Raw genomic sequence first — 13,303 nt, 5'->3', positions numbered from 1 at the left:
ATTGCACCTGCCTGACGTCATCCTCGCCATCATGGGCATCTTGATGGCCTTCGGAGGGTGGAGACGAGGTCTGGTTGTTTCGCTGTGTTCCCTTGTCGGGTTCGTGGCCGGGTTTGTGCTGGGCCGGGTTCTGGCAGGTCCAGTTATCGGTTGGGTGAATGAAAGTTCCAACGCCGAGGTCGTTCCCTCCTGGGTTGTTCCACTGGCCCCGCTGATTGTGGGTTTTGTGGTCGCCGGTGTTGGAAGTGGGCTTGGCACGTGGCTACGGCGTGCTTTGCACAAGACCCCTGGGAAATGGGTAGATGCAGGGCTGGGCGCGTTTGTTGGCGTCGTCGCGTTTTTGCTGTGCGTGTGGTTAGCGGCCACGTGGATTAGAACGACACCATTTGTGCAGTTGAACCGCGCTGTGGCCGAATCACGCATTGTTGCAATCGCTGACTGGATTATGCCGGCAGATCCGAACGTGGTTGTTGGCACGCTGGACAAGGCTCTTGTGGACTATGGGTTCCCCACGGTTTTCAAGGGGCAACCGGAGCGTATCCGCGGGATCGGTGAGCCCAACCCTGAAATGATTGATGTGGGTAAGTCCGTTAGCGGATCTGTTGTCAAAGTGAGAACTGAAGAGACCGCGTGTGACAACTTGCAGTCCGGGACTGGTTGGGTGTTCGCGCCGGAACACGTTGCGACGAATGCTCACGTGGTTGCGGGTTCGTCTGGGGTTACGGTCCAGGTGAACGGAAAAGGGAAAGTGTTCGACGCTGAACTAGTGGCGTTTGATGCCAAACGTGACGTCGCTGTTCTGCGGGCACCTGGTCTGGTTGCGACCCCGTTGCAGACCGGCGCAGACCTCAACGCGGGTGCCGACGCAGTTGCTGTTGGTTTCCCTGGCAACGGGGCCTACACGATCTCGCCGGCGCGCACGCGTGAAACGTTGAAGGCCCGCGGCACAGACATTTACGACGACGAGACAGTGACTCGTAATGTTTACTCGCTTAGAGCGATCATTCGCCAAGGGAACTCAGGTGGCCCGCTGTTGGACGACAAGGGGCAAGCCGTGGGAATGGTTTTTGCTACCTCACTGAACGACAAAGAGACGGGCTACGCGCTGACAATTGGCGAGGTCGAATCTGTTCTGCGTGACGGGCGCGATGCGGAAAAGCCCGTCCCGTCAGGGAAATGCCCCTTGGTGAAGGGGAAAGGTTGATGGCTTCTGGCCCGGCGGGTTATTTGCTCAGGTTGATGCCCGCAACGATTGCTCGGTGATCTGACGTCCCGCGTGGCAAAACCGTGTCCGACACTGGGTCCATGCCACGGACCATGATGTGGTCAAGGCGCGCCACCGGGAACGTGGCCGGCCACGTAAATCCGAAACCTCCACCGGTTGCGCGCCGCGTATCGGTGAGCGAATTGTTGAGGTCAGCAAAGTAGCGGTCAGTGCTGGTTGAGTTGAAATCGCCAGCAACAATAACCCTTTGGGCCGGGTCCTCCGACACTTTTTGCGCCACCGTCTGGAGGGCAGCGTTACGTAACGACTCCCGACCTGGGCGCACCGACGGCATGTGAACCGAATACACGCGCACGCTCCCGTGGTCCGTTTCAACCGTGGCGGCGAACGCGCGTGGCCAGGACAAGCCCAAATCGATTTCTTCGGTGTCCTTGATGGGCCACTTGGACCACAGGCCCACGGTGTCACTCACTGTGTTGTGCTTGAAGTTCTTGTCCATCTGTTCTCGAATGATCTTGCCGGAAAGCGACTCGATCTCCTGGAGCGTCACGATGTCGGGTTTGCGTTCAATAATGCGTAGCGCTGTCGCTGACGGCTCTGGCAAGCGCGCGCCCACGTTTTGGGTAGCAACAACAATGTCTGTGTGTTCGGGCTCGCTGGAAGGCTTAAGGTACGCGCCAAACATCTGCCCCCACACAAGCGCTGGAACCACCACACCAATGATCGACCACACAGAGAACCTGATGAGCCCCACGATCAGAAGTATGACGATCAAAGCTCCCGTCCACGGGAGCACGCTTTCCACCACCAAAGCGAGCCCACGGGTGGTGGGAATTAGATGGTGGAGCAGAAGCAGGGCCGTGAGCCCCGCCCCGATGAGAAAAACAACAGTCCCTTTGCGCATTGCCCTTCAACTCTACGGCCACACTCTGACCGCGGTTATAAGAACTTTTGCAGGGTTTATAAAGGTTGGCCGGCGCAACAACAGGCGCTCGGCACTCGCACCTCGCTGACGATTACTTCACTGCTGTTGCGAGCCACACGGAAACATCCGGGTGCTCGTCGAATCGGTAACCCACACCTCGGAGGGTCCGCACCACGCCGGAGTAAGGGCCCAGACGGTTCCGCAGGCGGCGGATGTGTACGTCAACAGTGCGTTCGTCGGTGTCCTGGCCAGCCCACACCTTCTCGATGAGTTCCTCGCGCGACAGCGACTCACCTGGGTGGCTCACCAAGGTTGCCAACAGGTCGAACTCTTTAGCCGTGATCTTCTGCGGCTCGCCGTCCACGTAGATCTCGCGACGGGGAATGTCGACGCGCAGACCCAAGTCCTCGCGCGTGGCTGGGGGCTGGATGCGGGATGGGATACGCGTACGAAGGGGCCCGTGCCGACCGGCCGTTCCGCCAGTCGCCGCTGGGGACCCACTCAAGGCGGCGCGCACCGCTTCCAGGTCACGACCTCGGCCTTCAGGGGCCAACGCAATGACCGCCGAGGTCTCAGCCTGGGAAGCGAGCTCCTTTGCGTAGTCCTGGAGGGCCTGCGCGATCTGGGTGAGGTTGGTTCCGTCCTGTGCGGCCTTTTCTTCGTCCAGGCCGATGTAAATGGCGATGCCTCGGGCAGCGTGAGGGGTTTGAGTGACGCCAGCAGGGCCGAACGTGCGGGGTGCCTGTTCGGCGTCGACCGGTGCAAGGCGTGACCCCTGGCGGCGCATCGCAACGGCGCTTCGAGGGTGCGCTGCGCTTGCTGATGAGGGACGACGCTGGGGGAGTGGTCCGCTGTTCCGTTGCTGTGTCATATCGTAATTGTTCTTCATACGAGGATCCGAGGCTCATTCACCATGTCATAAATGGCGAATGTATGAAGAATTATGACACTGTGTGACATCCCGAGGTGGTGCAGGGTAGGTCTGGCGCGCGCCCTGAGCGTGTTGGCTGCGGGTGTGGTTACACGACGCCGTACAAGCGGTCGCCGGCGTCGCCCAGCCCTGGAACGATGTATGCGTCGTCGTTCAGGCCCTCGTCATATGCGGCGGTGTGAATTGAGATGTTTGCGCGTCCCTCAAAGCGGTCGCTGACAGCCTTCACTCCCTCAGGTGCCGATACCAGGCACACTGCTGTCACCTCGGACACCCCGCGTTCCAACAAGTACTCAATGGCCATGATCAGCGTGTTTCCAGTGGCCAGCATGGGGTCGACAACGTACACCTGACGGTTCTTCAGGTCGCTGGGCAGTCGTTCCGCGTACGTAGTCACTTCGAGGGTTTCGTCGTTGCGCACCATGCCAAGGAACCCCACTTCTGCCGTGGGGATCATGCGCATCATGCCGTCGAGCATCCCCAGCCCAGCGCGCAGAATTGGCACGACCAGTGGGCGTGGGGTGGCCAGCTCGACACCCACAGTTTCTTGAACGGGTGTGCGGATATGCTTGTCCGTCACGCGAATGTTGCGGGTCGCTTCGTATGCGAGGAGCGTGACGAGTTCGTCGGTGAGCTGACGAAAACGTGCGGAATCGGTTCGTTCGTCGCGCAGAACAGTGAGCTTGTGGGCAATCAGGGGGTGGTCGGCAACATGAAGTTCCATGTCAAAAATTATGCCTTATATGCATTGCGTAATTCGCGTCACTCGCGGGGGTGCGCCAAGCAGAATCATGGGTAACAATTGGGGTATGTCATATTTCACTGCAGCCGTTGCTCAGGCAGGCGACGAATACCGCCCCGTAGATATCGACGTTGAAGAATGGTCAGACCTGGACGAACTGGCCGAAACCCTCCGTTCTGTTGCAGGTGAGGACTGCGAAGTTGTCGCGATTGTCGAACGCGAAGACGAATGGTTCGCCATTGTGCGCCTCACCGAAGTCGACAACATCAAAGTGTTTATTTCTGACATCGAAGCCGCGCAGGCCAGCCCATATGCCGATCTCTTCGAGGACTACCTGGACTCGCCTCTTGATGAGTATGAGCTTGAAGACGGCGACGACTTTGACGATGACTACGAAGAGCCCAGTGACGATGACGAAGCCGAGTCCGCCATGTTCCCTGACGAGGACTCCACGTGGGGTGGTGACTCGGACATTTTCGACGACCTCGGGGTCAGTGCTAGCGACCTGCTGGACCAGTGCGAAAAGCACTCTGCGGACCCAGCCCGAATCGTCGCACACGTAGGTGAAATCGTGGGCTTCGACGAAGCCCTTGAGGCGGCCCGCTAAGACCCTGGTGAGCCCCCTGCAGAGTCGGTCTGACCACCGCACGTGGATGCAGATCGCGCTAGACGAAGCCCGCGCATGTGCCGCCAGCGGCGATGTTCCGGTTGGTGCTGTTGTTGTGGTGGACGGTGAAGTTGTGGGGCTGGGGAGGAATCGTCGTGAAGCTGACGGGGACCCCACCGCCCACGCCGAGGTCGTAGCTCTGCGCGCTGCGGCTGCCCGGTTGGGGAGGTGGCGGTTGGATGGCGCGACCCTGGTGGTCACTCTTGAACCGTGCGCAATGTGTGCGGGCGCAGCGGTAGGTGCGCGCGTGGACGCGATTGTTTTTGGTGCGTTTGACGAAAAAGCGGGGGCTTGCGGGTCCCAGTGGGATCTGCCACGTGACCGCGGTTCCTTGCACCGGCCCCAGGTGTATGCAGGTGTCATGGCAGATGAAACTGCTCACGTGTTGGAGGAATTCTTCGCTACTCGCAGGTGAGCGGGTTTGACTTGAATGCAGCGCTCACAATAAAGTATTCCGCGGTAGCGTGTCCGAGCGGCCGAAGGTGCAACACTCGAAATGTTGTGTAGGGCAACCCCCTACCGTGGGTTCAAATCCCACCGCTACCGCGTCGGAAAATCGCGCGACACAGATTGTTCAGTGTCGCGCGATTTCGTGTTTCGCCCTCAGTCTTCGCGCTTGCGCAACTCCCCGCGACGCAGTTTGCCACTTGGCGTCTTAGGCAGCTCATCCACAAAGTGAACCTTGCGTGGGTACGCGTGAGCGGAGTACCCCTCCTTGACCAAGCGCTTGAGCTCTTCGGCCAGTTCAGGGGTGGCCTCAACGCCGTCACGCAACACCACATACGCTTCTGCGAGTTCACCTCGGACGCCATCCCGGTCGGGCTTACCCACAACCCCAACATCAACCACGTCAGGGTGCGTGATCAGCACGGACTCCACGTCGAATGGCCCAATGCGGTAACCGGCCATAAGAATCACGTCGTCATCGCGGCCTTCGAAAAAGAAGCTACCGTCGTCGTCTTTATACCCCGCGTCACCGGTCAGGTACCACGTGCCGTCTTCGCTGAAACGCTCAGCCGATTTCAGCGGGTCGTCGTGGTAGCCAGTGAACCACAGGAGCGGACTGTTAGGGACGTTGATGACGATTTGGCCGTTCAGAATGTCAGCCTGGTACCCCGCAATCGGTTTACCCATGGATCCGGGTTTGAGTTCTTCGCGTACATCGTCGTTCCACTGGTTGCAGATCACCATGCCCAGTTCGGTCTGGCCGTACTGGTCGTAGACTTCGGTGCCCAGCTGTTCTTTAGCCCAGTCGATCACGTCGACCGTGAGCGGTTCACCCGCGGAAGATGCCCGGCGCAACGTGAACCCGGTTTCCAGCCCAGACTTAGAAAGCGTGCGGTACACGGTTGGCGCGGACGCGTAGTTGGTCACGCCCTGGTCGCGCATGAGCTGCAACGTTGATTCGGCAGAGAACTTCTCCTGCTGCATGAGGTTGGGCAGGCCAATGACCAGCGGCCCCAGCACTCCGTAGTACAAGCCGTACGCCCAGCCTGGGTCGGCTGCGTTCCAGAACACGTCTTCGGGGCGAACGTCCAGGGAGTAGTGCATGTAGCAGTGGAAGCTGGCGAGCGCGCGTACCGGGACTGCAACCCCTTTGGGGTTGCCGGTGGTGCCCGAGGTGAACAGCTGTACCAGCGTCCCCTCGCCACCCAGCGCCACCGAGTCCTCTAACGGTTCAGGCTCGGTTTGCATGCGGTCGTAGTCCTCACCAATCGTGATGACGTTGAGCCAGTCGAGAGGCTTCACCTTGTCTTCTTGCGACGGTTCGGTGATGACGAGTTTGCTGTTAGCACCCTCCATGCGCACCTTGATCGCGCCGGTGGCAAACGCTGTGAACAGCGGAACGTACACGGCTCCAAGCCGTGCCAGCGCTAGCAGCGTGATGGGCATTTCGGGGCACTTGGTGAGCAGGACACCCACGCGCTCGTCCTTCTCAACACCCTTGTCCTTGAGCGCCGTGGCAAGTCGCTTAGACCTGTCCGACAGTTCACCGTAGGTCAGCTTGGACACGCTGCCGTCGTGAGCAATGAACGTGAAAGCCGTGGCCTGTGGGTCGTGACGGTCGCACAGAAGATACGAAGCATTTGCGTCTTCTGCAGCGTAGGTTTCGAGCCATTCTTGAACGAGCTGATCCGATTTCACTCGTGCCTCCTGGGGGTAGGGTTTCCCTGTTGTTTTCACCATAGCGCTGGGGATTTTTCCGCCTGCGTGCAGGGTAACCTAAGCCACATTTTGGGTGCTTCTAACTCATCAGCTTCCGCACTTTCGCTTAGCCCAGGTAGCCGTGGACAAACTGCACGATGCGCTTAAACGCCTGGTCGCGAACGCTCTCTTCAGACAAATACACGTCATGCATGGCGCCTGGAACACGGTCCACAACAACGGTGTCGGCAAGGTCAAGAGCCCGTTTGGCCAGGATGTCCACGTCGAGCACAACATCGGCGTGCGCCATTTGTGGCGCGTAGTTCACGGAACGCAAGGAGGCTCGTGACATCTGCACCAGCACGGGCACGTCCAGCCCAAGCCCCCGTTCGACCCGCTTGTGCCCATCAAACACCGCCCGGAGGAACTGCGGATACACGGGGAACGACTCGGGTGGTTTGAGCCGAAGATCGAACGGGGTATCCCCGTGGGCTTGCGCAACCGCCAACACGTAGTAGTTAGGTAGGGCAATACGAAGCGGGCTCACCGGATTCCTCGCCGCTATGAGTGGCCCTAAAAGTTTGCGCACACTGGCGGAGTATTGAAACTCCAACCACGGCGAGTTCAGCACCAGGCCCGCGACTCGCCCAGGGTTGTCCGCGGCCCACAGCGCGGCCGTGAGCCCGCCCGTCGAGTGTGCGCTCATTATCACTCGGCAGTGGGGGTGAAGCTCTGCGATCACGTTCAGGCAGGCGGAAATTTCTTCGTCATACGCCCCGAGGTCGTCAATGAGTCCCGGAGTTCGTTCGGGGTTGGAGAGGTCCAGGTTCCTGCCGTAGTTTCGCAAGTCCACGGCGTAGAAATTGGCGCCCATGTGCGCCCAAAACCGGGCCAAGTCACGGTGATAGAAGTAGTCGGACCACCCGTGAATATAGAGGACGGCAGTGTTGTGCAGCTCCACGGGATGGGCGCCGTCCAGGTGGGGGACACCTCGGGAGGGGTTTCTATCAACCTGGGGCAGATACCTCACCAGGGTTGCCCGGTCCCCGCTGGGCAGTTCCAGGGGCAGGGATTCGAACCCTGGGCCAAGAATGTCCGGCAGCCACTGCGACTGCGTAGGTGGGTTGGGGCTCATGCCCCTATTGTGCCAGGTGAGACAACTACGCAACAGGGTTCTGGGAACGTACTTGCCACGGTGTTTACTATGGTCGTATGGAGTTTCGAGTACGGTCAGCAGTCGCTGACACCCCCGCGTATGTGCCCGGCAAGCCTGCTGCTCCCGTGGCTGGACAGAAGGCGTACAAACTGTCATCCAATGAACACTTCATGAGCCCGCTTCCCGCTGTTGTCGAAGCGGCCGCGAAGTCCTTGGAGACTATGAACCTCTATGGCGACCCAGGTGTTTTCGATCTCACTGAAGAGATGGCGCAGCACCTGAGTGTTGAGACGAACCAGCTGGTCTTTGGGGCCGGTGCCTCTGAGATCCTGGCTGCGTTGGTACACATCACTGCAGAACCCGGTACCGAGGTGGTTTTCCCCTGGCCGTCGTTCGAAATGTATGTGCCACTGACGTTGCTCGAAGGGGCCACCCCGGTCAAGGTGCCGTTGCGCGATGACTTGGGGCACGACCTCGGCGCGATGGCAGACGCCATTAACGACCGCACCCGCCTAGTGATCCTGTGCAGCCCCAACAACCCCACCGGTGGCCCGGTGGAGCGCGAGGAATTCGAAGAGTTCATGGCCAAGGTTCCCCGCGACGTTCTGGTGGCCCTGGACCAGGCGTACTTCGAGTACATGGTCGAAGGTGGTTTCGACGGAATGGACGCGCTGCCGTCGCACCCCAACTTGGTGGTCGTGCGCACGTTCTCGAAGGCCCACGGTATGGCGGGTCTGCGCGTGGGATGGGCAGTCGCCCACCCCGATGTCATCAGTGCTATGCGCACCGCAATCCTGCCGTTTAGTGTGTCGCGAGTCGCGCAGGCCGCTGCTTCTGCGTCCTTGCGTTTGGCCTCGGATGTGGATGTGCGGGCAAAGGAAGTTGCCCGGATTCGTGACGACATGCAGGCGCGGTTGCGGGAAATCGGTGTCCCGGTGGCTGAGTCCCAAGGCGGGTTCCTGTGGCTCCCTCTTGAAGACAAAGCAGAAGAGTTTGAACTCGCATCTCGCGAGGTGGGTGTGGCTGTTCGCCAACTCACCGGGGGAGTGCGTGTGAGCATCGGCGAAGAAGAAGCGATGGATCGTGTCGCCCATGTAGCCGGCGAAATGGTTGCCCGCGGACACGCCAACGGGGAGACGACCTCGGGCCAGGACTCATGAGCACCCCCGGACTGCCAGACCTCAACGAACTCGCAACCGAACTAAGCCCCAACGCGCTGGTCACGGACACTGACGTCATCGCAGCCCACTCCAGTGACCGCGCGCTTTTCTCACCTGTGGGGAGCGCGCTCGCGTTAGTGCGTGCCACGTGTGTTGAAGACGTGCAGGCCACGGTGCGGTTCGCAGCCAAACACGCGATCCCCATCATTCCTTCAGGCGCACGTACTGGGCTTTCGGGAGGTATCAACGCGCTCGACGGGTGCATCCTGTTAAGCGTTGCCAAAATGAACCGGATCCTGGAAGTGAACACGCTGGACGGCACCGTGACGGTGGAACCGGGCGTGATCAACCTGGATCTGAAGAAGCACCTAGCCGAGTTCAACCTGTCGTACCCACCAGACCCCGGCTCTGTGGCGATTTCCACTATTGGCGGGAACGTGGCCACCAACGCGGGCGGTATGTGCTGTGTGAAATACGGTGTGACCAGGGACTTTGTGCGCAGCCTCAAGGTGGTGACCGCAGACGGTGAAGTCACCACGGTGGGGCGGAACACGGCAAAAGGTGTCGCCGGGTTCGATCTCGCGCAGCTGTTCATCGGTTCGGAAGGCACGCTGGGCGTGATCGTCGAAGTCACGCTGCGTACCGTGCCCAAACTGGCCGACCCGCTCAGCTCCGTGGCGCTGTTTTCCGATCCCGTCCACGCCGCCCGCACGGTCACCGATTACTTGGGCAAGGGCGCCACCCCGTCGCTACTGGAGTACATGGACGGTGGCACCATCGAAGCGGTCAACGCGTACCAGAACTTCGGGTTGCCAAGCGGTGCGGGCGCCATGCTGATCGTGCAGTCGGACGGTTCGGGCTCCATGACGCGCGCTCAGGAAGACCTGGAACTGTTCCAACAGGTGGCGCAAGATAACGGCGCAACAGACGTGATGTACTCGGATGACCCACGCGACTCCGAATCCTTGGTCGCCGCACGCCGCGCGGTCGCCCCTGCGAACGAAAAGTTGGCCCACTCCCGAGGTGGTGGCGAGCTGGTCGACGATGTGTGCGTTCCGCGGGGTCGCCTTGCTGAGTTCTTTGAACGCCAAGCTCAAATTGCACAGAAGTTCCCCGACATTCTGGTGATCGCGTGCGGTCACGCGGGTGACGGAAACATGCACCCCAACGTCATTTTTGACGCCAGCGACCCAGTTTCGACCCGGCACGCGAAAGAAGCGTTTGGCATGATCATGCAGGCTGGCTTGGACCTGGGCGGAACCATCACCGGGGAACACGGCGTGGGAGTTCTGAAGGCTGAGTGGTTGGCACGCGAACTGTCGCCGTCAGCGCAAAAGATGCACGTGGCGATCAAACAGGCGCTGGACCCGCAGGGGATCTTCAGTCCTGGGAAGATGCTTTCGCACTTGGGCTAGGGGCCGGGGCTTCTTGGGCCTTTTCAGTCTCGCACGCTTCCTGTGCAAGCGCGCGCTTTGCGGCTCGGCGCACGGCCGGCCACAGGGCAGAGGCCCATGCCACGTACCCACGCTCTGACGGGTGGAAAATGTCGCCACCCGTGTACAGCAGGTAGCGCCACAGCCCTAATTCGTGGGTGGTCGAAAACAGATCCGCCAGTTCCAAGTCGTACAGGCGTGCCTCACGTTCGATGATCGCGTTGGCGGCACGCACTTTCGGCTCAAGCCACGGAAGGCCAAAACTGGGGATCGTTGACACGACGGTGCCGGCAGGAAGGCGCTTGTACAGGCGCGTTGCCGTCCACTCGAACCCCTCAAGCGTGTAGGCCGGGTCGATCAAGTCATTAGCCCCAATAACGCACATGGTGATGTCGGCTTGAGGCAGGTCGTCCAAGAGCGGCAGTTGCTTTTCCATGAGTAGCCAGGAACTGGCCCCGGGAACAGATATGTTCGTGACGGAAACTCTACGACCGGTCTCTTCTTCCAGCCGCTGTTTCAAAAGGCCCACATATGCGCGCTCGGGTTTGGACGCACCCACGCCGCTCGCCGCCGAATCACCCAGAACGTTGACCGTCAGCGGCGGAAGCTCCTGCAAGGATTCGTCCAGCTCAAGCTGCGTGCGTGCAGACTCAGCCCAGAACTTTGGGAACAACGCCGATTGGATACGCACACGCACAACCGCGATTCCGTAACCGGCCCCCAGACCCAGGGTCACACCACCCACAGCCGTGGCGGCCTTTAAACCGGCCTTCAACACCGATTTCCCGGCACCCACGTCAGGTTGCACCCTCTACCAAGTCACCATCCACCTCGGGCTGGTTGTCTGGCAAACCTCGACGCCGCAACAGTGGCCCCACACCCGGCTGCTCGCCAAAGAAATCTACGATCGTTTCGCCCGGGTCTGTCGAGTACCCAGGAGCCAAAACCGCGGTGCGGAAAGCGTCACCCGCGTCAGGATTGAGCCCGCCCTGGGAGTTGAACCATTCGGTGACATACGCGGCGAGCTTCTCCGACCACAAGTACGAGTAGTAGCCGGCAGAATATCCCAACGCGAACGTGTGCTGGAAGTACGGCGTGCGATACCGAGGTGGCACCAGCGGGTTGAAACCGGTGCCTGAGAGCACGTCGCTTTCGAAGTCGAGCACCGACTCCACCTGCTCACCAGGTTCCAACGAGTGCCAGCTGAGGTCCAGAAGGGCCGCCGCGAGGTACTCAACCGTGGCGAAACCCTGCCCAAAAACCTGGGACTTCTTGATGCGCTCAACGAGTTCGTCAGGAATCGGCTCGCCCGTGTGAACGTGGACGGCATAGTGGGGGAGCACCTGCGGGTGGAACGCCCACATTTCGTTGAGCTGGGACGGGAACTCCACGTAGTCCCTGGGCACCGAGGTGCCTGAGCGGGTTTCGTACGTCGAGTTAGCGAACAGCCCGTGTAGCACGTGCCCGAATTCGTGGAACAGCGTGCGCACATTGTCCAGGCTGAGCAGGGCAGGTTCGCCGGCGGCTGGTTTGGGAATGTTCATGGTGAGGCTGATGACTGGGCCCAAGCCGGAAACTCGGCCCGGGGACACCAACTGGTCCATCCACGCCCCGCCACGCTTTGACGAACGCGCAAACGGATCCACGCAGATAACGCCTAACGGGCGGTCGCCGTCGAACGCGCGGTACACAACCACCTCGGGATGCCAGGCGGTTTCATCCGTGCGCTCAAAACGCACACCGTACAGCTGACTTGCCGCAAACAGCACGCCGTCGTTGAACACCTTCCACAGATCGAAGTACTCAGCGACCGAACCCAGCTGGTACGTATCCTGCTTGTACCGCTTCAGGTAGTACGCGACGTCCTCAGCTTCCAAGCGCTGGGGCTGGTAGGTGGTGCGGATCGTGTCCAGCTCGGATTCGAGCTGCGCGAGCGCTGGTTCCAGCAAGTCCACGACCAGCGCGGTCGCGTTTTCGCCGTTGCCTGCGTCCTGTTGGGAAATCACGTAGTCCTTGTACGACTTGTATCCCATGAGGCCCGCCAGGCCAGCGCGCAGTGCCGTGAGGTCGGAGACCACCCCGCGGGTGTCGGTTTCAGTTCCGCGCGCGCCTCGGTTGGTGGAGGCGTGGAACACCGCTGTGCGGGTTTCCGGGTCGTCCAAGTCCGAGGTGATGGGCTGTTGCGTTGTTGACTCCAGGGTGATGAGTGCCCCCGTGAGACCACGCTGAGCCGCGTGGGATTCGACAGTGCCCAGTTTCGCGTCAGACAAGCCTTGAAGCGACAGCTCTGACCCGTGTGGAATGTGGACGGCCGACTCCTGGGTTTCTGCCAGCACGCACTGGCCGAATTCTGTTTCCAGCGCCGAAATTTCTTCCGCGAACGCCGCGACGCGCTCTTGGTTGTCTTCGGTAAGGCGGGCACCAGCATGGGCGAAGTCGGCGACCATGAGGTCGTGGTGACGGGCGTCTTCTGGGTTTAGGGCGGCGGTGCTGACGCTTTCTAGACGGGCGAAAAGCTCAGCGTTGAGGAACACGTCAAGTTCCGCGCGGGTAAGCACAGCGGCCGCGTCTGTTGCCATGGACTCCACGGCGTCGGACCACAAGCTTGATTCGTACAAGCGAATAAATGGCTGCAAACGGAACACCAAGCTACGGGCCGCGTCGATCGCCAGAGTGGTGTTGTTGAAGTCTGCCGGCTCAGAGTTTTCCAGGACCGCGTCAATGGACTGTTCCTGGAACGTGATGGCCCTGGCCAGAGCATCCATGACGAGTTCAGGGGTGATGCGGTCAAAATCCGGTAGCGTCAAGGGTTCCGGCTGGCTCACAAAGTCCCACAGATGATTAGGTGATTCTGCTTCTGGGACGTAGCCGGGATGGAGGTCTTCGGCACCCAAAACTTTCTCCTGCACTGTCGAGGTC

Annotated in this window: 12 protein-coding genes and 1 tRNA gene; 6 read left to right on the top strand and 7 right to left on the bottom strand. The window is 60.4% G+C overall.

The genetic code is table 11. From position 1 onward, the window contains the following. The first annotated feature begins 1 nt into the window (after position 1). The gene (locus tag MHX53_RS09595; RefSeq protein ID WP_239272493.1) at positions 2-1,204 is read left to right on the top strand and encodes a MarP family serine protease; all 1,203 of its coding nucleotides are present in this window, start codon (positions 2-4) and stop codon (positions 1,202-1,204) included. 19 nt (positions 1,205-1,223) lie between these two features. On the opposite strand, the gene MHX53_RS09590 is transcribed toward MHX53_RS09595, so the two are convergent. The 3 genes from MHX53_RS09590 to upp all read right to left on the bottom strand — a co-directional run bounded on the left by MHX53_RS09590 (position 1,224) and on the right by upp (position 3,805). Beyond that, positions 1,224-2,129 (bottom strand): endonuclease/exonuclease/phosphatase family protein, encoded by a 906-nt coding sequence (locus MHX53_RS09590; protein ID WP_239272491.1) that lies wholly within the window; start codon positions 2,127-2,129, stop codon positions 1,224-1,226. Between the two features lie 112 nt (positions 2,130-2,241). Continuing rightward, positions 2,242-3,021, bottom strand: a complete 780-nt coding sequence (locus MHX53_RS09585; protein ID WP_239272489.1) for a winged helix-turn-helix domain-containing protein — start codon at positions 3,019-3,021, stop codon at positions 2,242-2,244. 148 nt (positions 3,022-3,169) lie between these two features. Beyond that, on the bottom strand, positions 3,170-3,805 hold the full coding sequence (gene upp, locus MHX53_RS09580; protein WP_204515390.1) for a uracil phosphoribosyltransferase: 636 nt from the start codon (positions 3,803-3,805) through the stop codon (positions 3,170-3,172). Between the two features lie 85 nt (positions 3,806-3,890). On the opposite strand from upp, the gene MHX53_RS09575 reads away from it, so the two are divergent. The 3 genes from MHX53_RS09575 (at position 3,891) to MHX53_RS09565 (ending at position 5,036) form a co-directional block, all read left to right on the top strand. Next, complete coding sequence (locus tag MHX53_RS09575) at positions 3,891-4,430, top strand: tRNA adenosine deaminase-associated protein (RefSeq protein WP_102239589.1); 540 nt, start codon at positions 3,891-3,893, stop codon at positions 4,428-4,430. A gap of 16 nt (positions 4,431-4,446) precedes the next feature. After that, entirely contained in the window at positions 4,447-4,905 is a 459-nt protein-coding gene (tadA, locus tag MHX53_RS09570; RefSeq protein WP_275433736.1) for a tRNA adenosine(34) deaminase TadA, read from the top strand. Positions 4,906-4,948: 43 nt separating this feature from the next. Then, a tRNA-Ser gene (locus MHX53_RS09565) sits at positions 4,949-5,036 on the top strand. Between the two features lie 57 nt (positions 5,037-5,093). On the opposite strand, the gene MHX53_RS09560 is transcribed toward MHX53_RS09565, so the two are convergent. Beyond that, a complete protein-coding gene (locus tag MHX53_RS09560; RefSeq protein WP_343212367.1) occupies positions 5,094-6,635 on the bottom strand; it encodes an AMP-binding protein in 1,542 nt (513 codons plus the stop codon). 127 nt (positions 6,636-6,762) lie between these two features. Then, entirely contained in the window at positions 6,763-7,770 is a 1,008-nt protein-coding gene (locus MHX53_RS09555) for an alpha/beta hydrolase (protein WP_239272485.1), read from the bottom strand. Between the two features lie 77 nt (positions 7,771-7,847). On the opposite strand from MHX53_RS09555, the gene MHX53_RS09550 reads away from it, so the two are divergent. Next, positions 7,848-8,951: a histidinol-phosphate transaminase gene (locus MHX53_RS09550; protein ID WP_239272483.1), complete on the top strand. Its 1,104-nt coding sequence runs from the start codon at positions 7,848-7,850 to the stop codon at positions 8,949-8,951. Then, on the top strand, positions 8,948-10,366 hold the full coding sequence (locus MHX53_RS09545; protein WP_239272481.1) for an FAD-linked oxidase C-terminal domain-containing protein: 1,419 nt from the start codon (positions 8,948-8,950) through the stop codon (positions 10,364-10,366). Before MHX53_RS09550 ends, MHX53_RS09545 begins: the two co-directional genes overlap by 4 nt. Here the strand turns inward: MHX53_RS09545 and MHX53_RS09540 are convergent. Continuing rightward, positions 10,332-11,180 carry an SGNH/GDSL hydrolase family protein gene (locus MHX53_RS09540; protein WP_239272479.1) on the bottom strand — a complete coding sequence of 283 codons (849 nt, stop codon included), beginning with the start codon at positions 11,178-11,180 and terminating at the stop codon, positions 10,332-10,334. The genes MHX53_RS09545 and MHX53_RS09540 overlap by 35 nt on opposite strands. Position 11,181: 1 nt before the next feature. Then, positions 11,182-13,293, bottom strand: coding sequence for a M3 family metallopeptidase (locus MHX53_RS09535; protein ID WP_239272477.1), 2,112 nt, complete (start codon positions 13,291-13,293; stop codon positions 11,182-11,184). Between the last annotated feature and the right edge of the window lie 10 nt (positions 13,294-13,303).

The sequence above is a fragment of the Brevibacterium sp. ACRRH genome (assembly GCF_022346365.1).
In the GTDB taxonomy this organism is placed as follows: domain Bacteria; phylum Actinomycetota; class Actinomycetes; order Actinomycetales; family Brevibacteriaceae; genus Brevibacterium; species Brevibacterium paucivorans.
Note: the sequence above shows the minus strand (reverse complement) of the source record. Positions and strands in the feature narration are given on the sequence as shown.